Annotated in this window: 28 protein-coding genes; 11 read left to right on the forward strand and 17 right to left on the reverse strand. The window is 72.0% G+C overall.

The genetic code is table 11. The annotated features are described in order from the left end of the window. Window positions 1-186: 186 nt before the first annotated feature. The 3 genes from F1721_RS26745 to recO form a co-directional block, all read right to left on the reverse strand. A complete protein-coding gene (locus tag F1721_RS26745) occupies window positions 187-615 on the reverse strand; it encodes a hypothetical protein (RefSeq protein ID WP_150069567.1) in 429 nt (142 codons plus the stop codon). Continuing rightward, window positions 615-1,451, reverse strand: coding sequence for an isoprenyl transferase (locus F1721_RS26750; RefSeq protein WP_150069568.1), 837 nt, complete (start codon window positions 1,449-1,451; stop codon window positions 615-617). Before F1721_RS26750 ends, F1721_RS26745 begins: the two co-directional genes overlap by 1 nt. Before the next feature lie 63 nt (window positions 1,452-1,514). After that, window positions 1,515-2,312 carry a DNA repair protein RecO gene (gene recO / locus F1721_RS26755; protein ID WP_150069569.1) on the reverse strand — a complete coding sequence of 266 codons (798 nt, stop codon included), beginning with the start codon at window positions 2,310-2,312 and terminating at the stop codon, window positions 1,515-1,517. Window positions 2,313-2,427: 115 nt separating this feature from the next. Between recO and F1721_RS26760 the strand changes: the two genes are divergently transcribed. Further along, window positions 2,428-2,787 carry a DUF4190 domain-containing protein gene (locus F1721_RS26760; protein WP_150069570.1) on the forward strand — a complete coding sequence of 120 codons (360 nt, stop codon included), beginning with the start codon at window positions 2,428-2,430 and terminating at the stop codon, window positions 2,785-2,787. Here the strand turns inward: F1721_RS26760 and F1721_RS26765 are convergent. From F1721_RS26765 to hrcA, 13 genes are all read right to left on the reverse strand, one after another. Beyond that, window positions 2,784-3,227 (reverse strand): DUF2752 domain-containing protein, encoded by a 444-nt coding sequence (locus F1721_RS26765; RefSeq protein ID WP_150069571.1) that lies wholly within the window; start codon window positions 3,225-3,227, stop codon window positions 2,784-2,786. The genes F1721_RS26760 and F1721_RS26765 overlap by 4 nt on opposite strands. Continuing rightward, on the reverse strand, window positions 3,224-3,601 hold the full coding sequence (locus tag F1721_RS26770) for a CD225/dispanin family protein (RefSeq protein WP_150069572.1): 378 nt from the start codon (window positions 3,599-3,601) through the stop codon (window positions 3,224-3,226). The genes F1721_RS26765 and F1721_RS26770 overlap by 4 nt, the downstream gene beginning before the upstream one ends. Before the next feature lie 75 nt (window positions 3,602-3,676). After that, window positions 3,677-4,096, reverse strand: coding sequence for a CD225/dispanin family protein (locus tag F1721_RS26775; protein WP_150069573.1), 420 nt, complete (start codon window positions 4,094-4,096; stop codon window positions 3,677-3,679). 129 nt (window positions 4,097-4,225) lie between these two features. Beyond that, on the reverse strand, window positions 4,226-5,131 hold the full coding sequence (era, locus tag F1721_RS26780; protein WP_150069574.1) for a GTPase Era: 906 nt from the start codon (window positions 5,129-5,131) through the stop codon (window positions 4,226-4,228). A gap of 92 nt (window positions 5,132-5,223) precedes the next feature. Further along, complete coding sequence (locus F1721_RS26785) at window positions 5,224-5,592, reverse strand: cytidine deaminase (RefSeq protein ID WP_150069575.1); 369 nt, start codon at window positions 5,590-5,592, stop codon at window positions 5,224-5,226. After that, window positions 5,585-6,907 (reverse strand): hemolysin family protein, encoded by a 1,323-nt coding sequence (locus F1721_RS26790; RefSeq protein WP_150069754.1) that lies wholly within the window; start codon window positions 6,905-6,907, stop codon window positions 5,585-5,587. The genes F1721_RS26785 and F1721_RS26790 overlap by 8 nt, the downstream gene beginning before the upstream one ends. 17 nt (window positions 6,908-6,924) lie before the next feature. Further along, a complete protein-coding gene (ybeY, locus tag F1721_RS26795; RefSeq protein ID WP_150069576.1) occupies window positions 6,925-7,488 on the reverse strand; it encodes an rRNA maturation RNase YbeY in 564 nt (187 codons plus the stop codon). After that, entirely contained in the window at window positions 7,485-8,567 is a 1,083-nt protein-coding gene (locus F1721_RS26800; RefSeq protein WP_150069577.1) for a PhoH family protein, read from the reverse strand. Before F1721_RS26800 ends, ybeY begins: the two co-directional genes overlap by 4 nt. A gap of 166 nt (window positions 8,568-8,733) precedes the next feature. Then, window positions 8,734-9,099 (reverse strand): histidine triad nucleotide-binding protein, encoded by a 366-nt coding sequence (locus F1721_RS26805; protein WP_150069578.1) that lies wholly within the window; start codon window positions 9,097-9,099, stop codon window positions 8,734-8,736. 293 nt (window positions 9,100-9,392) lie between these two features. Further along, the gene (locus tag F1721_RS34580) at window positions 9,393-9,557 is read right to left on the reverse strand and encodes a hypothetical protein (RefSeq protein ID WP_170301615.1); all 165 of its coding nucleotides are present in this window, start codon (window positions 9,555-9,557) and stop codon (window positions 9,393-9,395) included. A gap of 95 nt (window positions 9,558-9,652) precedes the next feature. Beyond that, window positions 9,653-10,396 (reverse strand): 16S rRNA (uracil(1498)-N(3))-methyltransferase, encoded by a 744-nt coding sequence (locus tag F1721_RS26810; RefSeq protein ID WP_150069579.1) that lies wholly within the window; start codon window positions 10,394-10,396, stop codon window positions 9,653-9,655. Window positions 10,397-10,538: 142 nt separating this feature from the next. Then, window positions 10,539-11,711, reverse strand: coding sequence for a molecular chaperone DnaJ (gene dnaJ / locus F1721_RS26815; RefSeq protein WP_150069580.1), 1,173 nt, complete (start codon window positions 11,709-11,711; stop codon window positions 10,539-10,541). Window positions 11,712-11,769: 58 nt separating this feature from the next. Then, window positions 11,770-12,807: a heat-inducible transcriptional repressor HrcA gene (gene hrcA, locus F1721_RS26820; protein WP_150069581.1), complete on the reverse strand. Its 1,038-nt coding sequence runs from the start codon at window positions 12,805-12,807 to the stop codon at window positions 11,770-11,772. Window positions 12,808-13,001: 194 nt separating this feature from the next. Between hrcA and F1721_RS26825 the strand changes: the two genes are divergently transcribed. Beyond that, a complete protein-coding gene (locus tag F1721_RS26825; protein WP_150069582.1) occupies window positions 13,002-13,322 on the forward strand; it encodes a type II toxin-antitoxin system VapB family antitoxin in 321 nt (106 codons plus the stop codon). Here the strand turns inward: F1721_RS26825 and hemW are convergent. Continuing rightward, window positions 13,304-14,533 carry a radical SAM family heme chaperone HemW gene (gene hemW / locus F1721_RS26830; protein ID WP_150069583.1) on the reverse strand — a complete coding sequence of 410 codons (1,230 nt, stop codon included), beginning with the start codon at window positions 14,531-14,533 and terminating at the stop codon, window positions 13,304-13,306. The genes F1721_RS26825 and hemW overlap by 19 nt on opposite strands. A 66-nt stretch (window positions 14,534-14,599) precedes the next feature. Here hemW and F1721_RS35545 point away from each other — a divergent pair, with 66 nt between their 5' ends. The 9 genes from F1721_RS35545 (at window position 14,600) to F1721_RS26865 (ending at window position 26,186) form a co-directional block, all read left to right on the forward strand. Next, on the forward strand, window positions 14,600-14,692 hold the full coding sequence (locus tag F1721_RS35545) for a putative leader peptide (RefSeq protein ID WP_342782947.1): 93 nt from the start codon (window positions 14,600-14,602) through the stop codon (window positions 14,690-14,692). A 108-nt stretch (window positions 14,693-14,800) separates the two neighbouring features. Beyond that, a complete protein-coding gene (locus F1721_RS26835) occupies window positions 14,801-16,498 on the forward strand; it encodes a nitrite/sulfite reductase (RefSeq protein WP_150069584.1) in 1,698 nt (565 codons plus the stop codon). Further along, entirely contained in the window at window positions 16,495-16,644 is a 150-nt protein-coding gene (locus F1721_RS34585) for a hypothetical protein (RefSeq protein ID WP_170301616.1), read from the forward strand. Before F1721_RS26835 ends, F1721_RS34585 begins: the two co-directional genes overlap by 4 nt. Then, entirely contained in the window at window positions 16,641-17,369 is a 729-nt protein-coding gene (locus F1721_RS26840; protein WP_150069585.1) for a phosphoadenylyl-sulfate reductase, read from the forward strand. The genes F1721_RS34585 and F1721_RS26840 overlap by 4 nt, the downstream gene beginning before the upstream one ends. Window positions 17,370-17,595: 226 nt before the next feature. Beyond that, on the forward strand, window positions 17,596-18,534 hold the full coding sequence (cysD, locus tag F1721_RS26845; protein ID WP_150069586.1) for a sulfate adenylyltransferase subunit CysD: 939 nt from the start codon (window positions 17,596-17,598) through the stop codon (window positions 18,532-18,534). A gap of 86 nt (window positions 18,535-18,620) precedes the next feature. Beyond that, on the forward strand, window positions 18,621-19,955 hold the full coding sequence (locus tag F1721_RS26850; RefSeq protein WP_246155326.1) for a sulfate adenylyltransferase subunit 1: 1,335 nt from the start codon (window positions 18,621-18,623) through the stop codon (window positions 19,953-19,955). Window positions 19,956-19,957: 2 nt separating this feature from the next. Continuing rightward, window positions 19,958-20,710, forward strand: a complete 753-nt coding sequence (locus F1721_RS26855; RefSeq protein WP_150069587.1) for a sirohydrochlorin chelatase — start codon at window positions 19,958-19,960, stop codon at window positions 20,708-20,710. 238 nt (window positions 20,711-20,948) lie between these two features. Further along, a complete protein-coding gene (locus F1721_RS26860; protein ID WP_150069588.1) occupies window positions 20,949-21,173 on the forward strand; it encodes a hypothetical protein in 225 nt (74 codons plus the stop codon). 231 nt (window positions 21,174-21,404) lie between these two features. Next, on the forward strand, window positions 21,405-26,186 hold the full coding sequence (locus tag F1721_RS26865; protein WP_150069589.1) for a type VII secretion system-associated protein: 4,782 nt from the start codon (window positions 21,405-21,407) through the stop codon (window positions 26,184-26,186). Window position 26,187: the final 1 nt, after the last annotated feature.

The following is a 26,187-nucleotide window of genomic DNA, read 5'->3' on the forward strand; positions in this document are numbered from 1 at the left end:
ATACAACAACACCCGAAGCTCCTGGCAGTCCTGGGTTGATCTTGGTCGACGATCCATCTACCAGGAGCTTCACTCACACCCAAGCCCCTCCACCCTGACCAGCAAAAATCAGGATGAAAAAGGCTCAATGGAAATCGGACGTCCGATTTCCATTGAAATCGCGGCACCCGGGGCCCGAGCGCCGCGTCAGGACGTGGTGCCCTCGGGTTCGGTGAGGAGCTCGGTGCGCAGCTGGGACGCCGTGGCCACCACGAGCATCATCAGCGTGCCCAGCGGCGCCGGTGCCATGCCCTCCGCCGGGAAGGCGTAGCGCAGCGTGACGTCCATGCCCCGCTCGGTGCGGACCACGCCCAGCGTGCCGAACAACCCCTGCCCGGCCCGCTCCGCGACCGACTGCGCGAGCTCGTCGGACGCTGGCAGGTCCCAGGCGACCACGCAGGTCAGGCTCAGCACGGTCAGCCCTTCGGCCAACTGCATCGCCTGCACCGCGCACGGCACCTCGGAGTGCCGGAAGGTCAGCGCGCCGTCGTCGTCGACGTGCACGTCGTGGTAGGTCTCGAGCGCTTCCTTGGCCGCGGTCATCAACCGCGCCGTGGTTGCCGCCTCCTGCGTCATCAATTGCCCTCCTGGGCGGGTTCGGCGGTCGCCGCCGCCCGATCAACAGCCCCGCCGAACCGCCGGTCGCGGCGCGCGTACTCCTCGCACGCCCGCCACAGGTGCCGCCGGTCCACGTCGGGGAACAGGGTGTCCTGGAAGACGAACTCCGCGTAGGCGGACTGCCAGAGCATGAAGTTCGACGTCCGCCGCTCCCCGGAGGGCCGGATGAACAGGTCCACGTCCGGCATCTCCGGCTGGTACAGGTACTTCGCGATGGTGCGCTCGTCGACCTTGTCCGGGTTGATCTTCCCCGCCGCCGCCAGCCGCGCGATCTCCCGCGCCGCGTCGCCGATCTCGGCCCGGCCGCCGTAGTTGACGCACATGGTCAGGTTCATGACCTCGTTGTTCTGCGTGCGCACCTCGGCGGACTGCAGCTGGTTGACCACGCTGCGCCACAGCTTCGGCTTGCGCCCGGCCCAGCGCACCCGCACGCCCATCTCGTCGAGCTCGTCGACGCGCCGCGCGATCACGTCGCGGTTGAAGCCCATCAGGAACCGCACCTCTTCCGGGCTGCGCTTCCAGTTCTCGGTGGAGAAGGCGTACAGCGACAACCACTTGACGCCGAGCTCGATCGCCCCGCGGGCCAGCTCCAGCACGACCGCCTCACCGCGCTTGTGCCCCTCGATGCGGGGCAGGCCGCGCTCGTTGGCCCACCGGCCGTTGCCGTCCATCACGACCGCGACGTGGTTGGGCACGAACTCGGGCGGCAGCGCCGGCGGCTTCTCCCCCGAGGCGTGCGGGGCCGGTGCCCGAACGGTCGGGTCGTCCTTGCCCCGCCCACGGCGTCGCAACATATCTGGCCACTCCTCCTCCGACTGCGTGCGTGCTCATTGTCCCCGCACGCGTCGATCAACAGTTCAGCGCCCGTCCTCGGCGGTGCCGACCAGCGCGGCTTCCGCCGCCCGCTCCCGGATCAGCTCCGGCACGGTCCGCTCGACCAGCGGCAACGACCGCAGCTGGCGTTCCATGTGCCACTGCAGGTGGGCGGCGATCAGCCCGCTGGCCTCGCGGCGGACCGGCGGCGCCGCCCGCTCGGCCTCCGCCCAGTCGCCGTGCAGCAGCGCCTCCATCAGCGGCAGCGTGTGCGCGGACGGCCGCACCGAACCGGCCGGGCGGCACCGCACGCACACCGCCCCACCGGCCTGCACGTTGAACGCCGCGTGCGGCCCGGACTCGCCGCACCGCGCGCACTCGGACAGCGCCGGGGCCCACCCGGCGAACGACATCGCGCGCAGCAGGAACGCGTCGAGCACCTGCGAGGAGTCGCGCTCCCGGCCGGACAGCGCCCGCAGCGCTCCGATGGCCAGCAGGTAGAGCCGCAGCACCGGTTCGCCCTCCTCGGCGGCCAGCCGGTCGACGGTCTCCAGCACCGCGCAGGCCGCGGTGTAGCGCTGGTAGTCGTCGACGATGTGCAGGCCGAAGGCGTCCAGGGTCTGCACCTGGGTGATCACGTCGAGCGTGCGGCCGGTGTAGAGCTGCACGTCGACGTGGCAGAACGGCTCGACGCGGGCCCCGAACCGGGAGGTGGTCCGGCGCACCCCCTTGGCCACCGCGCGCACCTTGCCGTAGCGGCGGGTCAGCAGGGTTATGATCCGATCCGCCTCGCCCAGCTTCTGCACCCGCAGCACGACCGCGGTATCCCGGTAGAGGCTCACCCCCACATCGTCGCACCTGTCGTGCGGACGCCTCGCGGGTGCGGCGAAGATTCGGTGGATCCGGTTCGCTCCCCGGAACGTCCCATTCGCGAACCGGCGCAGCTGAGAGGAACGGATGACCTACCCCTACGACCCCTACAACCCGTACCAGCAGCCCCAGCCGCCGTACGGGATGGGCTACCCGCCGCCACCGCGGAACAACGGGATGGCGATCGCATCGATGTGCGTCTCGCTGGCGGCGATCATGACGTGCTACGGCGCGATCCTCGTAGGACCGATCGGGGCGATCCTCGGGCACGTGGCGCTGCGCGAGATCAACCGGAACCCGCAGGCGTTCACCAACCGCAACATGGCCCTGACCGGGATCATCATCGGCTGGGTGGTGCCAGGGCTGTGGGCGCTCCTCATCGCGTTCCTCGTCCTGTCCGGGACGGGCGCCCTCGGCCCGGGTCTCTACGAGTGGATCAACGACTAGACGTAAAGCGCGTCGAACGGGGGGAAGGGCAGGTTCCTGATCACCGACCACACGGCGATCAGGACCAGCCCCACCAGCGGCGACCAGCGCCACTGCTCCCAGGTGCGCACGCTCCGACCGCGCCAGCGCCCCAGCACCCAGGCACCCCAGGTCCACAGGAAGAACGGGATGAACAGGACCGCCGCCGCGTTGAAGTGCAGCGCGGCGAGCACGTCCCCGTGCAGCAGGCTGTAGATCATGCGGGTGGAGCCGCACCCGGGGCAGTCCAGGCCGGTCAGCCACTTGACCGGGCAGGGCGGCAGCGGGAACCCGGCGTCGGAGGTCGGGTCCGCGGCCAGCACGACCGCTGCTCCGGCGCACGCGAGAAGCACCGTGGCGGCCGGGAACACCATGGCGCGCAGCCGGATCGCGGTCGCGGCGCCGTGCGGTCGGGAGGTCATCGGACCGTCGCGGAGATACCGGCACCGATGATCGCGAACAGGAAGACGAAGTAGGCCACGAACAGCAGGACCATCCCGCCGTAGGCGCAGGCCCCGACGATGACCCCGATCTTCCCCCACTTCTTGGCCTCGTCGGCCGCCAGCTGCGCCCGGTCGGCCTGGCCCTGGTACCACAGCGAGCTGACCTGCAACGCCTTGATCAGCGACGGAATCCCGAACGGCCAGCAGATCAGCAGGCTCGCGATGGCCCAGCCGAGGTTGTTGTTCAACGGCATCGGCGCGACACCGAACTGCGCTCCGTAGGGGTGCACCGGCACTGGTACCGGCGGATGCCCCTGCTGCGGCGCCTGGTCCGGTTCCGGCTGCTCGCTCATCTCTGCCTGCCCCCCGTGTTCAGGTGCGCACGTCGTTGTGGGCACGGGGTCCGCGCCCACAACGACGTGGCGGAATCAGTAGCTGCTGTAGCTGGACGCCGCGATACCGGCGATGACGATGATCACGATGTAGAACAGGATGAGCAGGCCGTAACCGCAGGCCCCGACGATGATCCCGATCTTGCCCCACTTCTTGGCCTCGTCCGCGGCCTCCTGGGCCTGCTGGAACTGGCCCTGGGCCCACAGGTTCTGCACCGAGGTGGCCTTGATCAGCGAGGGGATCGCGAACGGCCAGCAGAGGAAGATCGAGCCGATGCCCCAGCCGATGTTGTTGTTCGGCGGCGCGGCACCGTAGCCGGGCTGGCCGTAGGGCGCGGGCTGGCCGTAGGGCTGCTGGGGCATCGGCCCCGACGGCGGCCCGTACCCACCGGGCTGCTGGCCGTACGGCTGCTGCGGATTGGGCCCCGAAGGCGGCCCGCCATAGGGATTCGTCACGTCAATTTCCTCTGAACGATCATCGAAGAACCGAAGTGCTCTTACGACTGAGAGCAGGTGTCGGCGGAAACGTACCTGAGACGCGGGCACCTGTGGCGGCGTTCCCGCGAATCCGCCGCGCAGATGTGATCAGAAGCCCAGCTTGCGCAGCTGGCGCGGGTCGCGCTGCCAGTCCTTGGCCACCTTGACGTGCAGGTCGAGGTAGATCTTGCTGCCCAGCAGCGCCTGGATGTGCTTGCGGGCCTGGGTGCCGACGGCGCGCAGCCGCTCCCCGCCCTTGCCGATGACGATCGACTTCTGGCTCTGGCGCTCGACGTAGACCACCGCGTGCACGTCGATCAGGTCGTCGCGGTCCTCGCGGGGGATCATCTCCTCGACGGTCACCGCCAGCGAGTGCGGCAGCTCGTCGCGCACGCCCTCCAGCGCCGCCTCGCGGATCAGCTCGGCGATGAGGGTGGTCTCCGGTTCGTCGGTCAGCTCGCCGTCCGGGTACAGCTGCGGCCCCTCCGGGAGCTGCTGCACCAGCAGGTCGGAGAGCACGTCGACCTGGAAGGAGTCCACTGCGGACACCGGGACCAGGTCCGCGAAGTCCATCACCTGCTGCAGGTCCAGCAGCTGCTGGGCGACCTGCTCCTTGGGCACCAGGTCGGTCTTGGTGACGATGCCCAGCACCGGGGTGCGGCGGGCCACCTTCTTCAGCTGCTCGGCGATGAACTTGTCGCCCGGGCCCACCTTCTGGTCGGCGGGCACGCAGAACCCGACCACGTCCACCTCGGACCACGTCTCGTAGACCAGGTCGTTGAGCCGCCGCCCGAGCAGGGTGCGCGGCCGGTGCAGGCCGGGGGTGTCCACGATGATCAGCTGCGCGTCCGGGCGGTGCACGATGCCGCGGATGGCGTGCCTGGTGGTCTGCGGCTTGCTGGAGGTGATCGCCACCTTGGAGCCGACCAGGCGGTTCGTCAGCGTCGACTTCCCGGCGTTGGGGCGGCCGACGAAGCAGGCGAATCCGGAGCGGTGCACATCAGAGCTGGTCACCGACCCATTGTGACGGCCCGGTCCGCGCACCCGCGCACCGGGCTTCGTGAGCGGCGGTGGTCGCGAGGGCAACCATCGCCGCTCACGACGGCTCACGAGGAGGCGAGGACTCCGGCGACTTCGCCGCGGGCGTCGGCGCGCAGGATCGGGGCCGCGGCGGTGAGGTCGCGGACCGCTGCCGCGGAGTCCGCGTCGATGGTCCTGGCGTCGGTGACGACCGCAGCCGCCTCCAGGCCCTCGGCACCGCTGGAGACCGCTGCGGCCACCGCCGCCTGCAGCGCCGTGAGGCGCAGCGACGGGAGGGTGACCGTGGTCGCCGCGTAGGTCCGGCCGTCGGTGTCGCGCACCGCCGCGCCCTCGGCGGCGCCGGTGCGGGCGCGGGCCGACCTCGCGAGCGTGACGATCTTGGCGTCCTCCGGGTCGATCTGCTGCGGCGCCGCCGCTTCCACGTGCTCAGCCACGGGTGTTGCCTCCCTCCTGGTCAGCACCGCGCAGCGGTGCTTGGTCGGTGTTGGTCGGGCGGACCAGCAGCGCGTTGATGCGGATCCGGCCGCGGTGGTCCTTGCCGCCCTCGGCGCGCAGCTTCAGCCCGGCGATCTCGGCCTCGGCACCCGGCAGCGGAACCCGGCCGAGGCGCTGCGCCAGCAGGCCGCCGACCGTCTCCACGTCGGAGTCGTCCAGCTCGACGCCGAACAGCTCACCGAGGTCCTCCACCGGCAGCCGCGAGCTGACCCGGACCGTGCCGTCGTCGAGCTTCTCGACCGGCCGGTGCTCCTCCAGGTCGGACTCGTCGGTGATCTCGCCGACGATCTCCTCGATGATGTCCTCGATGGTCAGCAGCCCGGCGGTGCCGCCGTACTCGTCGACGGCGATGGCCAGGTGGCTGCGGGACAGCTGCATCTCGCGGAGCAGCTCGTCCACCCGCTTGGTGTCGGGCACGAAGCTGGCCGCGCGCATCAGCTCGGACACCGGCGGGCCGGCCTCGTCGCGGGCGGTCAGCACCGCGCGGGTGAGGTCCTTGACGGTCACCACGCCGACGATGTCGTCGATGCTCTCGCCGATCACCGGCACCCGGGAGAACCCGGAGCGCAGGCACAGCGCCAGCGCCTGCCGGGCGGACTTGGTCTGCTCGATCCAGATGATCTCGGTGCGCGGCACCATGACCTCGCGGGCCAGCGTGTCGCCGAGCTCGAAGACCGAGTGGATCATCTCCCGCTCGCCGGCGGCCACCACCCCGCGCTCCCCGGCCAGGTCCACCAGCTCGCGCAGCTCCACCTCGGTGGAGAACGGCCCTTCGCGGAACCCCTTGCCCGGGGTGATCATGTTGCCGATCAGGATCAGCAGCCTGGTCAGCGGGTTGAGCAGCCGGGCCAGCACCCGCACCGGCGCGGCCACCTTCAGCCCGATGCCGTAGGGGTGCTGCCTGCCCAGCGTGCGCGGCCCGACGCCGACCAGGACGTACGAGGCCACCAGCATGATCAGCCCGGCTATCACCACGGCCCAGGCCTCGGAGTCCGCCAGCCGCAGCGCGACCACCGTGACCAGCACCGTGGCGCCCAGCTCGCAGGCCAGCCGCAGCAGCAGGAGCAGGTTGACGTGCCGGGGCCGGTCGGCGAGCAGCAGCGCGAACTGCTTGGCCCCGCCCCGGCCCTCGCGCACCAGCTCCTCCACGCGGGCGCGGGAGGCCACCGTGACGGCCGCCTCCGACGCGGCGAACACCCCGGCGGCCAGCACCAGCAGCACTGCCGTGACCAGGAACGCGGTGGAATCGGTCAATTCCAACGCCAGCTCCCTCAGTCGGCAGGCGTCGGACCGCTCTGCGGCTCCGACTCGTCCAGCCCGACCGCGCCCAGCACCCGGTCGTCGGCGCTGCGCTGCGCCTCTGCGCGCTCCGCCTCGGCGCGGGCCTCGCGGAACTCGGCCAGGATGCGGTTCTGCAGCCCGAACATCTCCCGCTCCTCCTCCGGCTCGGCGTGGTCGTAGCCGAGGAGGTGCAGCACGCCGTGCACGGTCAGCAGGTGCAGCTCGTCGAGCAGGCTGTGCCCGGCCTTGCGGGCCTGGTCGCGGGCGAAGGCCGGGCAGAGCACGATGTCGCCCAGCAGCGCCGGACCGGCCCCGGCCGAGTCGGGTCGGCGGGCCGAGTCGTACTCGTCCATCGGGAAGGACATCACGTCGGTGGGACCGGGCAGGTCCATCCACCGCTCGTGCAGGTCGGCCATCACGTCGAGCTCCACCAGCACGATGGACAGCTCGGCGAGCTGGCTGACGCTCATCTTGTCCAGGGCGAACCGGGCGACCGAGACGATGGTCGCCTCGGGCACTGCGACGCCGGATTCGTTGGCGATCTCGATGCTCATGCTCGTCCTCGTCGCTGCCCGTTCCGCCGACCGGACCGGTCGTGCTGCTCGGCGTCTTCCAGTGCGTGCCAGCGGTCGTACGCGTTCACGATGTCGGTGACCAGCCGGTGCCGCACCACGTCGTGGCTGTCCAGCTGCGCGAAGTGCACGTCGTCCACCTCGCCCAGGATCTCCTGCACCACCTTCAGCCCGCTGCGCTGGCCGCCGGGCAGGTCGATCTGGGTGACGTCCCCGGTGACCACGATCTTGGAGCCGAAGCCCAGCCGGGTCAGGAACATCTTCATCTGCTCGGGCGTGGTGTTCTGCGCCTCGTCCAGGATGATGAACGCGTCGTTGAGGGTGCGACCGCGCATGTAGGCCAGCGGCGCGATCTCGATGGTGCCCGCCTGGGTCAGCCGCGGCACCGACTCCGGGTCGACCATGTCGTGCAGCGCGTCGTACAGCGGCCGCAGGTAGGGGTCGATCTTCTCGTAGAGCGTGCCCGGCAGGAAGCCGAGCCGCTCCCCGGCCTCGACCGCGGGGCGGGTGAGGATGATCCGGTTGACCTGCTTGGCCTGCAGCGCCTGCACCGCCTTGGCCATCGCCAGGTACGTCTTGCCGGTACCGGCCGGGCCGATGCCGAAGACGACGGTGTGGTGGTCGATGGCGTCGACGTAGCGCTTCTGGTTCAGCGTCTTGGGGCGGATGGTCCGACCCCGCCGCGACACGATGTCCAGGCTCAGCACGTCGGCGGGGGACTCGTTGTGGTCCGCGGAGAGCATCCCGACGCTGCGCCGGACGATGTCCGGGGTCAGCGGGCTGCCCTTGCCGATCAACGCGATGAGCTCGGCGAACACCCGCTCGGCGAAGGCCACCTCGGCGGGGTCGCCGGACAGCGTCACCTCGTTGCCCCGAACGTGGACATCGGCGGTGAGCAGGTCCTCCACGACCCGCAGGTTCTCGTCGCGGGATCCGACCAACGTCAGCACGACGTCGTCGGGAACGGTCACCCTGGACTGCGCGCTCGCGGTCTGGGCGGTTGCCGTCTGGTGGGGTTCTCCGGAGTGGGCGGCAGCGCCACCCGCTGCAATACCGGCCACGTGTGTTCGGGCCTGCTTTCTGCGCGTTCCGCGCGGGTCGTTCGGTCAGTTCTGCCTGGCACCGATGGTAGTCCACGCGGCAATCGGATTGCCGCCATCACCGCGGCGCGGACGACGTGGATCGCGCAACATCCCGGCGGCGGCACGCCGCCGCCGGGAGGACCGCTCAGCCCTTGAGCGGGCCGCCGGTCAGGCCGCCGAGCGGCTCGCCGCCCAGCAGGTGCAGGTGCACGTGGAAGATCGTCTGCCCGGCGTCGGCGTTGGTGTTGAACAGCAGCCGGTAGCCGGACTCCTCGATGCCCTCCGCCGCGGCGATCTCGCGGGCCACGGTGATCAGCTCGGCGAGCAGCTCCGGGTCGGCGGCGGCCAGCTCGGCGGCGTTGCGGTAGCGCTTCTTCGGCACCACCAGCACGTGCGTGGCGGCCTGCGGGTTGATGTCGCGGATGGCGATGACCCGCTCGTTCTCCCGCACGATGTCGGCGGGCAGCTCGCGCTCGATGATCCGCAGGAACAGGGAATCCATGTCGCTCATGCCGGAAGACTAAGGGGTGACCACCCCGCCCCGGGTGGCGCGGCCCACCCGGCACGCTGCGCCGCAACCGGGTCTGGGGGTGTTCCCGTTTGCGGCGCAGCTCTCGCCGGACCGAGGGGGGAGGTGTCCGGCGAGTGCTGGGGTCCGATGCCCCGTGCGGCACCGGTCGCGGTCGAGCCGCGATATCCAACTTCCACCACCGAGCGTAGCGCCCCGTCAACCGTTCGCGCTACGAGAACGCACGAAGTTTTTGATCTTCTTAGCGGACCGTCACCGCGCCTTGAGCGCCGCGACTACTCCAGCGCCGTGTCGCCGAAGCCCTCCAGCAGGGCGCGCAGCAGGTCGACGAGCTGCTCGTGCTGCCCCGGCTCCAGCTCGGGCAGCAGGCGCGCCTCGTCGGCCAGGTGCAGGCCGAAGATCGGGCGCTCCCGCCGCCAGCGCTCCTGGATCAGTTCCACCGCATCGGCCGTGCCGCCTCCAGGTATCTCAACATTGACAGAACGGGCGTTGGCGGCGAGATCCGCGGGCGGCACGCCCGGTCGTGGTCGGTGCGTCAGCTCCAGCGGTCGGTGCGGACGCCGAGGGCGCCGAGGGCGACGGCGGCCGCCGTGGAGGCTCGGAGGACCGTCGGGCCCAAGCGCACCACGTGCGCGCCCGCCTCGGTCAGGGCGGCGAGCTCCTCGCGGGTGATGCCGCCTTCCGGGCCGACCACCAGCACCAGCTCGCCGGAGTCCGGCAGGTCGACGGAGGCCAGCGGTTCGGTCGCCGACTCGTGCAGCACCAGGGCCGCGTCGGCGCTGCCGACCAGCGCGGCGAGCTGCTTGGTGCTCACCGGCTCGGCCACCTCCGGTGTCCACGCGCGCCGCGCCTGCTTCGCCGCCTGCTCCGCGGTGCTGCGCCAGCGCGCCAGCGCCTTCGCGCCGCGCGGGCCGTCGTCCCACTTCGCCACGCAGCGGGACGCCCGCCACGGCACGACCGCGTCGACACCGGCCTCGGTGGCCAGCTCCACCGCCAGCTCACCGCGATCGCCCTTCACCAGGGCCTGCGCGAGCCGCACGCGCAGCGCGGGCTGCGGTTCGCGCCAGGTCTCGGCGACCGCCAGCTGCAGGGAGTCCTTGGCCGCGGCCACCACCTCGCAGCGGGCCATGCCGCCCCTGCGGTCGGAGAGCAGCAGGTGCTCGCCCGCCCGGAGCCGGCGGACGGTGGCCGCGTGCTTGCCCTCGGGGCCGTCCAGCGTGGTCGGCCCGACGGCGGGCAGCTGCTCGACGGCGAACACCGGCAACGAAGATTCCGACACCTCGGGCCTCAGCTCTCACGTGGCCGCGATTTCAACGGAAGTCGCACGTCCGACTTCCCCTGAAATCGCGGCGAACCCGCTGCGGACGTCGGCGTGCCGGGGCACGACACGCCGTTTCGCCGCGATTTCCAGCAGATGCGTCTCAGCGGTGGCCGAAGGACCGGAACCGGGAGAACAACCCGTGGCGACTGCCGTTGCCGTTCGCGGTCACGGTCGGCTCGGGCTGCTCCTCGCCGCGCAGCGCGGCGAGCTGGCGCAGCAGGTCGGCCTGCGCGTCATCGAGCCGGGTCGGCACCACGACGTCCAGGTGCACGTGCAGGTCGCCGTGCCCGCTGACCTTGCCGTTGGAGCGCAGCTTCGGCAGGCCGCGACCGCTGAGCACGTGCTCGGTGCCGGGCTGGGTGCCCGGTTCGACGGTGAGCTCCTCCTGCCCGCCGTCGAGGGTCTCCAGCGTCAGCACGGTGCCCAGCGCGGCCGCGGTCATCGGCACCTCGACGGTGCAGTGCAGGTCCGCGCCGTCGCGGGTGAAGCGCTCGTGCGGCAGCTCCTCGACCTCGACGAACAGGTCGCCCGCCGGTCCGCCGCCGGGCCCGACCTCGCCCTCACCGGCCAGCCGGACGCGCATCCCGTCGCCGACCCCGGCCGGGATCTTGACCGTGATGGTGCGCCGCGCGCGGACCCGGCCGTCGCCGTTGCACTGCTGGCACGGGTCGGTGATGACCTCGCCGAAGCCGCGGCAGACCGGGCACGGGCGGGAGGTCATGACCTGGCCGAGGAACGACCGCTGCACCGACTGCACCTCGCCGCGGCCACCGCAGGTGTCGCAGGTCGAGGGCGCGCTGCCCGCCTTGGAACCGCCGCCGTCGCAGGAGTCGCAGAGCACCGCGGTGTCGACGGTGATGTCCCGGTTGACCCCGCTGGCGCACTCCTCCAGCGTGAGCTCCAGGCGCAGCAGCGCGTCCGAGCCCGGCTGGACCCGGCTGCGCGGGCCGCGGCCGCCACCACCGGCGCCGCCGCCGAAGAAGGCGTCCATGATGTCGCCGAGCCCGCCGAAACCGGCGAACGGATCGCCCATCCCGCCACCGGCGCCGCCGCCGTTGCCCAGCGGGTCACCGCCGAGGTCGACGACCTGCCGCTTCTTCGGGTCGGACAGCACCTCGTAGGCGGTGGTCACCTCGCGGAACCGCTCCTGCGCGGCCTCGTCGGGGTTGACGTCCGGGTGCAATTCCCTCGCGAGCTTGCGGTACGCCCGCTTGATCTGCTCGGGCGTCGCGTCCCTGGACACGCCGAGGGTCGCGTAGTAGTCCCTGGCCACCTTCTCCGTACTTCCTCTGCTCGATCAACGAGTACACGCCGGTCCGGCTGGTGAAGCGTCACCGACCGACCAGGATCTCACCCACGTACCGGGCGACCGCCCGCACCGCCGCCATCGTGCCCGGATAGTCCATCCGGGTCGGTCCGACGACACCGAGGCCCCCCAGCACCATGCCATCTGAACCGTAACCGGTCGAAATCACCGAGGTCGTCTGCATCTCCTTGGCCTCGTTCTCCATCCCGATGCTGACCCGCACCGTGCTGGAGTCGCGGGAGGCGGCGAGCAGCTTGAGCACCACGACCTGCTCTTCGAGCGCCTCCATGACCTGGCGCAGCGAGTTGGGGAAGTCGGCCACGTTGTTGGTGAGGTTCGGGGTGCCGCCGAGCACCATCCGCTCCTCCGGGTGCTCCACCAGCGAGTCGATGAGCACGCTGCACACCCGGATCAGCGCGTCGCGCAGCTCCGCCGGGGCCTGCTCGGGCAGCTCGGCCACCGCCGCGGAGGCGTCGGCCAGCCGCTTCTCGGCCATCGCGGAGTTGAGCACGTTGCGCAGCCGCGCCACGTCGTCGTCGGTGATGACGTCGCCCAGGTCGACCATCCGCTGGTCGACGCGCCCGGTGTTGGTGATCAGCACCAGCATCAGGCGGGCCGGGGTGATGGTGACCACCTCGACGTGCCGGACCGTCGACCGGGTCAGCGTCGGGTACTGCACGACGGCGACCTGCTGGGTGAGCTGCGCCAGCAGCCGGACGCTGCGCCGCATCACGTCGTCGAGGTCCAGCGCGCCCTCCAGGAAGGTTTGGATGGCGCGGCGCTCGGCGGCGGTCAGCGGCTTGATGTCGTGCAGCCGGTCGACGAACAACCGGTAGCCCTTGTCGGTGGGCACCCGTCCTGCGCTGGTGTGCGGCTGGACGATGAAGCCCTCCTCCTCCAGCGCCGCCATGTCGTTGCGGACGGTGGCGCTGGACACACCCAGATTGTGGCGGTCCACCAGGGCTTTGGAGCCGACCGGCTCCTTGGTCGACACGTAGTCCGCGACGATCGCCCGCAGGACCTCGAACCGGCGTTCGTCCGAGTTCACCCGCGCCACCTCCATCCTGCGCCCAGCAGAACCTGCTCAGCCTGATGCGCCCGGGCCAGGCCCGGGTACCACCACCGAGTTTACGGTGTTCTTCGCCCAGGACCGAGCGCCGCAGGTAGGCACCGGTAGCCTGCCGGGTGGCCGACCGCCGCCGACGGGCGCAGCACGCCGATCGCCGGATCGGCCGCTCGCCAGGAGGTAACCAGCACGTGATCTTCAAGGACGTCCGCGAGGGCCGGCCGTATCCGGAGCTCCGGATGTCCCTGCGGGACTGGGCCGCGGTGCCGCCGCGGCCGGTGCGGATGGAGGAGCTGGTCACCACGACCAAGGTCCTGCACCTGGACCGCCTGCTGAGCCCGGACTCGACCTTCTTCGGCGACCTGTTCCCGCACGTGGTCGGCTGGCGCGGCGAGCTGTTCCTGGAGGACGGCCTGCACCGGGCCCTCCGCGCGGCCCTCCACCAGCGCACGGTCCTGCACGCCCGGGTCCTCGACCTGGACGCGCACCCCCCTCACGCGACGAGGCGCTGAACGACCCCGTCGGCGAGCAGGCGACCCCGGTCGGTGAGGACGCAGCGGCCCGCGGTGAGGGCTTCGCGGTCGAGGAGGCCGTCGGTCACCGCCTGCTTCGCCGCCAGGACACCGGATTCGTCCAGGGCCGCCACCGGAAGGCCTCGCGCCACGCGGAGTTCCAGCATGATCCGCTCGATGCGCTGGTCCTCAGCGCTCAGGCGCTCGCGGCCCGCCGCCGGGGAGTTGCCCTCGGCCAGCAGCGCCGCGTAGCGGGCCGGGTGCTTGACGTTCCACCAGCGGACCCCGCCGACGTGGCTGTGCGCGCCCGGTCCGGCGCCCCACCAGTCGCCGCCCTGCCAGTAGCCGAGGTTGTGGCGGCAGGCCGCCGCGTCGTCGCGGGCCCAGTTGGACACCTCGTACCAGCTCAGGCCGACCTCGGCGAGGGTCCGGTCGATGAGCTCGTAGCGGTCGGCGAGCACGTCGTCGTCGGGCATCGGCAGCTCGCCGCGGCGGACCTTGCGGGCCATCGCCGTGCCGTCCTCCACGATCAGCGCGTACGCCGAGACGTGGTCCACGCCGGTGCTCAGCACCGCGTCCAGCGAGCGGCGCAGGTCGTCGTCGGTCTCCCCCGGCGTGCCGTAGATCAGGTCCAGGTTGACGTGCTCGAACCCGGCCGCGCGCGCCTCGCGGGCGGCCGCCACCGCGCGGCCCGGCGTGTGCCGCCGCTCCAGCACCCGCAGCACGTGCTCGGCGGCCGACTGCATGCCGAGCGAAACACGGTTGTAACCGAAGTCGCGGATCGCGGCGAAGAACTCCGGGGACGTCGACTCCGGGTTGGACTCGGTGGTGACTTCCGCCGCATCCGCCAGCCCGAAGGTGTCCCGGATCGCATCCAGGACCTCGCCCAGCCGCCCCGCGCCGAGCAGTGACGGGGTGCCCCCGCCGACGAACACCGTCTGCGCCGCGGGCACCCGCGCGCCCTCCGCCGAGAGCACCCGCGCGCCCAGCTCCAGCTCGGCCCGCAAACCGTCCAGCCAGCTGCCGAAACTCGCCGATGAGCCCAGCTCGTCGGCGGTGTAGGTGTTGAAGTCGCAGTACCCGCAGCGGGTCGCGCAGAACGGCACGTGGACGTACACCCCGAACGGTCGGGAACCGAGTCCGGTCAGGGCCTCGGACGGCAGGGTTCCGTCGGCCGGGGCGGGTTCGCCGGTGGGCAGCTGAGCAGGCACAGCACCACTGTCTCACCATGCGGATGGGCCTGGACCGGCTGGTGGGCGCGTGGCACGCTCCTTCACGTGGGCGCAACATTGCCGAGGCTTCTGCTGGTCGCCCGCCGCTACGTGGACCTGCGGCGGGTCTCCAGCGCGCTCTGCCGCGCCATCGATTGATCCCGCGCTGCTGCACTGTCCAGTCGGCGCTGGGGGCGCCGGGCAGTGCGATCCGTCACCGACGGGAGGACACGCGGCGCCGCCGCGCCTGAATCCCGGAGGTCGGACATGGTCCCCCCGACGGAAGCTGCCACCCGCCCCGCCCGCAAGCGCAAGACGCGCGGCGAGGGCCAGTGGGCGCTCGGCTACCGCGAGCCGCTCAACGCCAACGAGCGCTCCAAGAAGGACGACAACCCGCTCAACGTCCGGCAGCGCATCGAGACGATCTACGCCCACGGCGGTTTCGACTCGATCGACCCGGCCGATCTGCGGGGCCGGTTCCGCTGGTGGGGCCTGTACACCCAGCGCGCGCCGGGCATCCCGGGGGCGCGCACCGGCACGATCGAGCCCGAGGAGCTCGACGACCGCTACTTCATGCTGCGGGTGCGCATCGACGGCGGGGCGCTGACCACCGAGCAGCTGCGCACCATCGGCGAGATCTCGCAGACCTACGCGCGCGACACCGCCGACATCACCGACCGGCAGAACATCCAGCTGCACTGGGTGCGGGTGGAGGACATGCCGACGATCTGGCAGAAGCTGGAGGGCGTCGGGCTGTCCACCACCGAGGCCTGCGGGGACTGCCCGCGCGTGGTGCTGGGCTCGCCGGTGGCCGGGATCGCCGCCGACGAGATCATCGACGCCACCCCGGCCATCGCCGAGATCGCCGAGAAGTTCATCGGCGACCGGTCGCTGTCCAACCTGCCGCGCAAGTTCAAGTCCGCGATCAGCGGTTCGCCGCGCTGGGACACCGTGCCGGAGATCAACGACATCTCGCTGGTCGGCGTGGTGCACCCGGAGCACGGCCCCGGGTTCGACCTGTGGGTCGGCGGCGGCCTGTCCACCAACCCGAAGCTGGCCGTGCGGCTGGGCGCCTGGGTGCCGCTGGACGAGGTCGCCGAGGTGTGGCACGCGGTGGTGCAGATCTTCCGCGACTACGGCTACCGGCGGCTGCGGCACCGGGCGCGGTTGAAGTTCCTGGTCTCCGACTGGGGCCCGGAGAAGTTCCGGCAGGTGCTGGAGGACGAGTACCTGGGCCGCAAGCTGGTCGACGGTCCCGCGCCGGAGACGCCGACCGGGGCGCGCGACCACATCGGGGTGCACCCGCAGGTCGACGGCAACTTCTACGTCGGGGTGAAGTCCCCGGCCGGGCGGGTCAGCGGGTCGACGCTGGTGGAGGTGGCCAAGGCCGCCGAGCGCGTCGGTTCCCGGCGGGTGCGCACCACCGTCGAGCAGAACCTGCTCGTGCTGGACGTGGCGAAGTCCGATGTGGACGGTCTGGTCTCGGACCTGGCCGAGCTGGGCCTGCAGGCCGACCCGTCGCCGTGGCGGCGCAGCGTGATCGCCTGCACCGGCATCGAGTTCTGCAAGCTGGCCATCGTGGAGACCAAGGAGCGGGCGATCGCCCTGGTCCACGACCTGGAGAAGCGGCTGGCCGACATCCAGGGCGACATCGCCGACCCGGTGACGATCAACCTCAACGGCTGCCCGAACGCCTGCGCCCGCACCCAGGTCGCCGACATCGGCCTGAAGGGCCAGATGGTGCCGGACGGCGACGGCAACCAGGTGGAGGGCTTCCAGGTGCACCTGGGCGGCGGGCTCGGGCAGGACGCCGGGTTCGGCCGCAAGATCCGCGGCCACAAGGTCACCTCCGCCGAGCTCGGCGACTACGTGGAACGCCTGGTCCGCCGCTACCTGGCGCAGCGCGGGGACGGCGAGCGCTTCGCGCAGTGGGTCGCCCGCGCCGACGAGGGCGACCTCAAGTGAGCCGGGCGACGCCGTTCTACTGCCCGTACTGCGGTGACGAGGACCTGACGCCCGAGGCCGAACCGGCCGGGGCGTGGAAGTGCCAGTCGTGCCTGCGGGTGTTCGCGGTGCGGCTGATCGGGCTGGCCCTGGGAGGAGACCGATGACTGCCGACACCACCACCACGAAGATCGGCACCCGCCGCAGCGACGACGAGCTGCGCGCCCTGGTCGAGGAGGCCGCACCGAGGCTCGCCGAGGCCAGCGCGGAGGAGGCGCTGCGCTGGGCCGCGGAGACCTTCGGCGACGAGCTGATCGTCGCGTCGAACATGCAGGACGCGGTGCTGGTCGACCTGGCGGCCAAGGCCAAGCCGGGGGTGGACGTCCTCTTCCTGGAGACCGGCTACCACTTCGCCGAGACCATCGGCACCCGCGACGCCGTGGCGCAGGTCTACGACGTCACCGTCGTCAACGCGGTCCCGGAGCAGACCGTCGCCGAGCAGGACGCCGCCGAGGGCCCGCGGCTGTACGAGCGGGACCCGAACCGCTGCTGCTTCCTGCGCAAGGTGGTGCCGCTGCGCAACACCCTGGCCCGCTACGAGGCGTGGGTGACCGGCGTGCGGCGGGTGGAGGCCCCGACGCGCGCGAACACCCCGATCGTCACCTGGGACGACCGCAACGGACTGGTCAAGATCAACCCGCTGGCGGCCTGGTCGGACGAGGAGATGCAGCGCTACATCGACGAGCACGGCGTGCTGGTGAACCCGCTGGTCCCGGCCGGATACCCGTCGATCGGCTGCCAACCGTGCACCGCCAAGCCCGCGCCGGGCGCCGACCCGCGCAGCGGCCGCTGGGCGGGCAGCGCCAAGACCGAGTGCGGCCTGCACGGCTGAACGGCATGTTTCCAAGCTCGTCTTGCGTTGCGGTGCCGGTCGCGGAACCTCAGCGCCCGCCTGGACTCCGGGAGCCCTGACTTATGTATGCCAATACACGGCGTCAAGGCCGTCCTCGCCAGGCGAACGCTGAGAACCCGCGGCGGTGCGAGTTGCACGGGTGGGCTAAGCGGCTGCGCCGCTTCAAAGACAAAGACCAAGCAGCCCCGAAACCTTGGGAGGGGACATGACCGCAATCGATGCCGAGGTCGAGCTGCCGGGCGACGCACCGCCGCAGGTGGACAACCTGGACGCGCTGGAGTCCGAGGCGATCCACATCTTCCGCGAGGTCGCCGGGGAGTTCGACCGGCCGGTGATCCTGTTCTCCGGCGGCAAGGACTCCACGGTGCTGGTGCACCTGGCGCTCAAGGCGTTCCGGCCCGCGCCGGTGCCGTTCCCGCTGCTGCACGTCGACACCGGGCACAACTTCCCGGAGGTGCTGGCGTTCCGCGACGAGCTCGCCGCCCGGCACGACCTGCGGCTGGTGGTGGCGTCGGTGCAGGACTACATCGACGACGGGCGGCTGCAGGAGCGCCCGGACGGCACCCGCAACCCGCTGCAGACCACGCCGCTGCTGGACGCGATCAGCGACAACAAGTTCGACGCGGTGTTCGGCGGCGGTCGCCGCGACGAGGAGCGGGCCCGCGCCAAGGAGCGGATCTTCAGCCTGCGCAACGCATTCGGCCAGTGGGACCCGCGCCGCCAGCGCCCCGAGCTGTGGAACCTCTACAACGGCAGGCACCGGCCGGGCGAGCACGTGCGGGTGTTCCCGCTGTCGAACTGGACCGAGCTGGACATCTGGCGCTACATCCAGCGGGAGAAGATCGAGCTGCCGGACATCTACTACGCGCACCGCCGCGAGGTGTTCCAGCGCGACGGCATGTGGCTGACCTCCGGCCCGTGGGGCGGCCCGCGCGACGGCGAGGTCCCGGAGCTCAAGACGGTCCGCTACCGGACGGTCGGCGACGGTTCCTGCACCGGCGCGGTGGAGTCCGAGGCCTACACGGTGGACGACGTGATCGCCGAGGTCGCGGCCAGCCGCCTGACCGAGCGCGGCGCCACCCGGGCCGACGACCGCCTGTCAGAAGCCGCGATGGAAGACCGCAAGCGCGAGGGCTACTTCTGACGTCGTGAGTGCGAAAACCGGCTGGAGGCGGTCTTCGCACTCACGACCCCGACTCCCGAGCCGAACCACCAGGAATGGGTTCCCGCATGACCGAGACCACCACCCGCACCGCGCCGGACAGCGGCACCGAGGTGACCCTGCCGGTGCAGACCGACCTGCTGCGGCTGGCCACCGCCGGGTCCGTCGACGACGGCAAGAGCACCCTGGTCGGGCGGCTGCTGCACGACACCAAGTCGGTGCTGGCCGACCAGCTGGACGCCGTGCACCGCGCCAGCGCCGACCGCGGCCTGGCCACCCCGGACCTGTCGCTGCTGGTCGACGGGCTGCGCGCGGAGCGCGAGCAGGGCATCACCATCGACGTGGCCTACCGCTACTTCGCCACCCCGAAGCGCTCCTTCGTGCTGGCCGACACCCCGGGGCACGTGCAGTACACCCGGAACACGGTCACCGGCGCGTCCACCGCGCAGCTGGCGGTGCTGCTGGTGGACGCGCGCAACGGCGTCGTCGAGCAGACCCGGCGGCACGCGGCCGTGCTGGCGCTGCTGGGCGTGCCGCAGCTGGTGCTGGCGGTCAACAAGATCGACATGGTCGACTTCGACGAGGCGGTGTTCACCCGCATCGCCGCCGAGTTCACCGAGCACGCCCGCGCGCTCGGCTACTCCGACGACGCCGTGGTGACCATCCCGGTGTCCGCCCTGCTCGGCGACAACGTGGTGGAGCGCTCGGCGAACACGCCCTGGTACGACGGCCCGTCGCTGCTGGAGCACCTGGAGCGCGTGCCGGTGGCGCCGGACCCGCACGACGCGCCGTTCCGGCTGCCGGTGCAGTACGTGATCCGCCCGCGCACCGCGGAGCACCCGGACTACCGGGGTTACGCGGGCCAGGTGGCCGCCGGTGTGGTCGCCGAGGGCGACGAGGTCGTGGTGCTCCCCGCCGGGGTGCGCACCCGGGTGTCCAAGGTGGACACCCCGAACGGCGTCAAGCCGCGCGCCGCCGCGGGCCACTCGATCACCCTGCTGCTGGACGACGACGTGGACATCTCGCGCGGCGACCTGATCGCCGCCGCGGACGCCGCCCCGGAGCTGACCGACGAGCTCGACGCCACGGTGTGCTGGCTGGCGGAGAAGCCGCTGAAGCCCGGCGCGAAGGTGCTGGTCAAGCACGGCACGCGCACCGCGCAGGCGATCGTCACCGAGCTGTCGGCCCGCTTCGACGAGCAGCAGCTGTCCAGCGTGGACGGTCCGGAGTCCTTGCAGCTCAACGAGATCGGCCGGGTGCAGCTGCGCACCGCGGAACCGCTGCCGGTGGACACCTACGCGGCCAGCCGCCGCACCGGCTCGTTCCTGGTGATCGACCCCGCCGACGGCACCACCCTGGCCGCCGGCCTGATCGGGGTGCCGCTGGCGCCGTTCGCGGAATGACCATGACCGCACCACTGGTGGCCGTCGCCCACGGCAGCCGCGACCCGCGCTCGGCCGCGACCATCCACGCCCTGCTGGACGTGGTGCGCGCGAAGCGCCCGGACCTCGACGTGCGCGCGGCGTTCCTGGACCTGTCGGCACCGCGCCTGGGCGACGTGCTCAGCGCGGTGCACGGCGACGGCCACGACGCGGCAGTGGTCGTCCCGCTCCTGCTGGGCCGCGCTTTCCACGCCCGCGTGGACGTCCCGGCGGCCGTGGCCGAGGCCGAGCGCCGCTACCCGCGCCTCCAGGTCCAGGTGTCCGACGTCCTGGGCCCGGACCCGCGCCTGGACGCCGCGGCCTGGCGCCGCCTGCTCGAAGCCGGAGCCGACCCCGACGACCCGGAGCTCGGCGTCCTGCTGGCGGGCGCGGGCTCCTCCCACGCCCCGGCGAACCAGCTGGTCGCGGACGTCGCCGACCGCTGGCAGGCGCAGACGTCCTGGGCGGGCGCGGTCGCGACCTTCGCGGCAGCGGCGGAACCCGCGGTCCCGGCCGCGATCGAGCTCCTCCGCGCCCGCGGCGCCCGCCGCATCGCGGTCGCCTCCTGGTTCCTCGCCCCGGGCCTCCTCCCGGACCGCATCACGGCCCTGGCCCGCGACCACGCGACCGACCCGCTGATCGCACCCCCGATGGCCGACGACGAGGACCTGGCGGACCTGATCCTCACCCGCCACGCGGAAACCCTCGGCGTCCCGCACCTGCCCGTCGCCCTCTGAGCGGACCGGATCCGCTTTGGCCGCCTAACGAACTCGACCACCCGGAAGTGGCGTCCGATTGCGCCGAAAAGACGTGCTTGTGAGCAAAAGTCGACAACTGGGGTCGGGGGCGCAACGTGCGGGGCATGATGGCGCTCGTGTCCACCAGCTGGGTACACGATGACCGGCAGCGACCCGGAACACCCCGACATCCCAGGTCGCTGCCGGACCCGTCTTGGCGGCGCCCCGCGAGCGCCGCATGATCTCGCAGCCGCACCTGATCGCGCGGGTGCGCCCCGAGTTCGCCCGCGGCGAGCGGGACCGGTGCTGCCACTTCTTCCCGCTGCCCGCCGACGGCGCCATGCCGGTCGTGCTGAGCGCCTACTGCGGGTTCCACATCCACCCCGGCGAGGCCGAACCGCTGGACGCGCCCGCCGGGATGCCCTGCACCGGCTGCCTGATGGCCGCCGCGCTGTCCTCCTGAACCGCCGGAGCCGGGCAAAAAGGGCCGATCACCCGTTAACAGTGAGTTGTTCTCTCGAACACTAAGCTTCACCCCATGTGGTCATGAGAGAGTTTGATATCAGCGTCTGGGCGGGGAACCGGCCGCTCCCTGTGTTCGTCGGACCCGCCAGACCCGCGCTATCGAGTGACCGCCGTGGTGTGGGGGCGATCAATGCAGGGCTGGATGAGGAGTCGGGGACAACAGCGCGAGATGAACACGACGCAGCAGCCGAATCGACCGGTCATCACCCCCGCGATGCGGGAGCAGGCCACCAAGCAGCCCAACACCTGGTTGTACGTGGTCGATCCGATCTTCACCGACCCCAACGCCGAAGTGCCGCCGTGGGGCTTCATCGGCGGCTACCGGGTCGACGAGCACGGCGAGATCACCGACGACTTCTCCCCCAACCCCAACTACCGGCCGTCGCCGGTCGCGCTGCGGCTGCCCGCGCCGACCAACGACGTCGAACGCGCCCTCCAGCTGACCACCACCGGCTACGCGCAGGGCCACGCGCTGCTGACCGCGATGCTGGACGCCGAGCTGATCCTGTTCGCGCAGCCGCAGGGCAGCGGCCTGTTCACCATGGAGCACGAGTCGGGGCGGCGGCAGCTGCAGGTGTTCACCTCCGAGGGGTTCCTGCCGCCGAACTGGACCACCTGGCAGCGGATGACCGGCCGCCAGCTGGCCGCGCACAACCCGACCGGGATCGACGTCCAGGTGAACCCGACCAGCCCGGTCAAGGCCCGGGTGCCCGCCGAGGACCTGGTCAAGGCCGCCGCCGCGGTGCCGCCGAAGACGCCCGGGATGCCGGTGCCCTCGCCCGCCTCCGGAACGCCCGTGGTCGCGCCGCCGTCCCCGCCCAACGGCACCCCGGTGCCGCCCGGCGCCGCCCCGGTGGAGCAGCCCGCTCCGCCGCCCGCGATCGACCCCACCGAGACCGAGTTCGGCCGCCGCTTCCTCGGGTCGGTGCTGGCCGGTGCGATCGGGGACGCGCTGGGCGCGCCGGTCGAGTTCTACCCGGTGGACCAGATCCGCAGCCGCTTCGGCGCGATGGGCGTCACCGAGTACGACCGCACCGGTGACCAGCCCGGCGAGTTCACCGACGACACCCAGATGGCGCTGTTCACCCTGGAAGGCCTGATCCGCGGGCACATCGCGGTCCGGTCCGGGGCGGACAGCCCGCTGTCCGCGATCCAGCTGGCCTACCAGCGCTGGCTGCACACCCAGGGCTACGCGTGGATGCGGGCGGCCGGGCCGTTCGCCATCAGCCACCCCAAGCCCAACGGCTGGCTCATCGAGCAGCGCGACCTGTTCGCGGTGCGCTCGCCGAACAGCAGCTGCATCACCGCGCTCCGCGAGTTCGCCTCGGTCGGGGCGCCCGGCACCTTCGAGCGGCCGATCAACGACTCGCCCGACTGCGGCGGCGTGGTGCGCGCCGCCCCGATCGCGCTGTGGTCCGAGGACCCGAAGCAGGTCTTCGAGCTCGCCGCCGCCAGCGCGGCGCTGACCTACTCGCAGCCCAACGGCTACCTGCCCGCCGGTGTCCTCGCGGTGATCGTCCACCGGCTGCTGCGGGAGGCGACGCTGGAGGAATCGGTGCGCCAGGCCCGCGAGCTGCTGGTGCAGTACGCCGACCACGAGGACACCGACCGCGCGCTGCAAGCCGCCGAGGACCTCGCCCAGCAGGGCAAACCGACCCCCGAGCAGCTCAAGGACACGCTGGGCGGCGGCTGGGCCGGGCACGAGGCGCTGGCGATCGCGGTGTGCGCGGCGCTGAGCACCGACAGCATCGCGGCCGCGCTGATGGTCGCGGTCAACCACTCCGGCGACAGCGACTCCACCGCGGCGATCTGCGGCAACATCGTCGGTGCCCGCTACGGCGCGCCCGCGCTGCCGGGCGTCTGGCTGCGCGACCTCAAGCAGCGCGAAACCGTGGAAACCCTGGCGAAGGACGCGCTGCTGGAGTTCGGCCCCACGCCGCCGAGCGGGGACGCCTGGACCGCGCGCTACCCCGCGGCCAAGGACATCTCCGACCTGGACTTCACCTCCACCCTCCCGCTGGTCGGGTCGAAGCCCCCGAAGCCGGAGCCCGCGGTGGAGGAGGCCCCGGCGGTCGAGGAGGAGCCCGCGGCGGCCCCGGTCGCCGAGGAGCCGCCTGCCACCGAAGACCCCGCAACCGCTCAGGTCGCTGAGGAAGCGCCTGAAGAACCCGCGGCAGCCCGGGTCGCCGAACCGGTCGAGGAGGAACCGGTCGACGACGAGCCCGCGACCGACTCTGCCGAGGAAGCCGCCGCTGCGGCGGAGGAGCCCGAGGCCACCGAGGAGCCGAGCCCCGAGGTCGCTGCCGACCCGGCGGAGCTGCGCGCGCAGCGGATCCTGGGCTTCCTGGTCGGCGGCGCGGCCGGGGACGCCCTCGGCTACCCGATCGAGGACGACTCGCTGCAGGACATCCGCCGCAAGTACGGCTCGGCCGGGCTGACCGACTTCGTCGACGCGCACCGGCCCGGCGGCTCGGTCAGCGACGAGACCCAGATGACGCTGTTCACCCTGGAAGGCCTGATCCGGGCGAGCATCCGGCGGCGGCTGTTCGGCGAGAACGAACCGGCCACCCAGGTCCAGCACGCCTACCAGCGCTGGCTGCACACCCAGGGCTTCGACTGGAAGGAAGCCGGTGGCCCGCTGGCCAGCACCCCGCCGGACGGCTGGCTGATCCGGCAGAAGGGGCTGTTCGTCCGCCGCGCGCCCGGCACCACGTGCATACAGGCGCTGCACGGCTACGCCAACGGCAACCCGCAGGGCTCGTTCAGCAACCGGCTCAACGACTCCAAGGGCTGCGGCGGGGTCATGCGGGCGGCCCCGGCCGCGCTGTGGTCGGACGATCCCGCCGAGGTGTTCCAGGTCGGGGCGATGACCGCGGTGCTCACGCACGGCAACCCGAGCGGCTACCTGCCCGCCGGTGCGCTGGCGGTGATCGTCCAGCAGCTGCTCGACGGCCGGTCGCTGCCGGAGGCGGTGGACGGCGCGCTCACCGAGCTGTCCACTTGGGACGGAAATGAGGAGACGGCGGCGGCCCTGCGCGCGGCGGTCGAGCTCGCCGCCGCGGGCGACCCGAGCCCGGAGCAGATCCAGGAGGTCCTCGGCGAGGGCTGGTTCGGCGAGCAGGCGCTGGCGATCGCGGTGTGCGCGGCGCTGACCCACCCGCGGTCGTTCGCCGACGCGGTGGTGCTGGCCGCCAACCACTCCGGCGACAGCGACTCGACCGCGGCGATCTGCGGCAACATCATGGGCGCTGCGCTGACCGCGGAGGCCGTCCCGCAGACCTGGCGCGACAAGCTGGAGCTGCGCGAGGTCATCGAGCAGCTGGCCGCCGACGCGATCCGGGAGTTCGGCCCGAACCCGCCGAGCGACACCGAGTGGCTGGAGCGCTACCCGATCGGTTCGGCCGAACCCGCCGTCGCCGAGCAGCCGGAACCCGCCGAGCAGGTCGCCGAAGCGGCGGAACCGGTGGTCGCGGAACAGCCCGAGGTCGTCGAGGAGCCGGAAGTCGCCGATGCACCTGCGGTCGCCGAGGAGCCCGAGGCCGCCGAAGAACCCGAGCCCGCGCCGGTGGCGGCGCAGCCCGAACCCGAACCAGTGGCGGCACAGTCCGCGCCTGAGCCGGTAGCGGCACCACCCGCGGCCGAACCGGTCGCCGAGCAGCCCGCCGACGACGACGCGGACGACGGGCTCTCCGACGAGGAGCTGCGACTGCTCGCGGCCTGGCGGAAGTTCCGCGACAACGAGGACGGCAACTCCGCGGACCTCACGCAGGACCTGCACAAGCTGCTCGTCGAGGCCTTCGGCCCGGAGCGCGCGGCGCAGCTGATCGGCGAGGCGGCCGAGGCCGAGGAGGAGAACGAGCTGGTCGCCGAGACCCAGGTCCAGCTCAGCCGCGAGCAGCGGGTGGCGGGCTGCGTGCTGGGCACCGCGGTCGGCGACGCGCTCGGCGCACCGTGGATGTTCGCCGACCTGAGCACCATCCTGCGCGAGAACCCGGAAGGCGTGCGGGAGATGGCCGAGGCGTTCGGCACGCGGGCGGCGGCCACCTCGCACGGGCAGCAGACCGCGTTCGTCCTGGACGGCCTCATCCGCAGCCGCATCCGCTCGGTGCTGCGCGGCATCAGCGCGCACCGGCCGTCGATGGTCCGCGGGACCCTGCTGCACTGGATGCACACGCAGGGCGTGAAGCTGCGCAGCGGCGTCTTCCAGCTCGGTGCGCTCGCCGAGACCGAGGTCCTGCACGCGCAGCGGTTCCCGGACGAGGCGACGCTGACCGCGCTGGCCCGCTTCTCCGACCGCCGCGAGGTCCCGACCCCGAGCAACCCGCCGAACTCCGCGCGCACGACCGCGGCCACGGTGCGCGGCGCCGCGGTCGGCTTCGGGTTCACCTCCCCGCAGGACGCGATCATCCACGGCGCGGAGATCGCCGCGGTCACCCACGGCCACCCGGACGGCTACCTGTCCGCCGGGGCGCTGGCCGGGCTGGTGTGCTCGCTCAACAACGGGCAGACCCTGATCGACGCGGTGCACTCGGTGCTCGCCGAGCTGGACCAGATGGAGGTCGCGGAGGGCATCACGCAGGGGCTGCGCTCGGCGGTCGAGATCGTCGGCAGCGGGCAGGTCTCGCCCACCCGGTTCGCGGAGCTGGGCCTGGGCTGGAACGCGCCGGAGGCGCTGGCGATCGGCGTCGCGGCCGCGCTGGCGCACCCGAACTCCTTCGCGGACGCGGTGTCGCTGGCGGCCACCCACTCCGGCAACACGGCGGCCACCGCGGCGATCTGCGGCAGCCTGCTCGGCGCCGCCCGCGGCACCGAGCAGATCCCCGCCGACTGGCTCGCGGAGCTGGAGCTGCGGGAGGTCCTGGAGCAGCTGATCACCGACGACCACCGGGCCCACACCGAGATCTTCACCGACCAGCCGGTGCCCGACTGGGCACAGCGCTACCTCGGATAAC

Source organism: Saccharopolyspora hirsuta, from assembly GCF_008630535.1.
Taxonomy (GTDB): Bacteria; Actinomycetota; Actinomycetes; order Mycobacteriales; family Pseudonocardiaceae; genus Saccharopolyspora; species Saccharopolyspora hirsuta.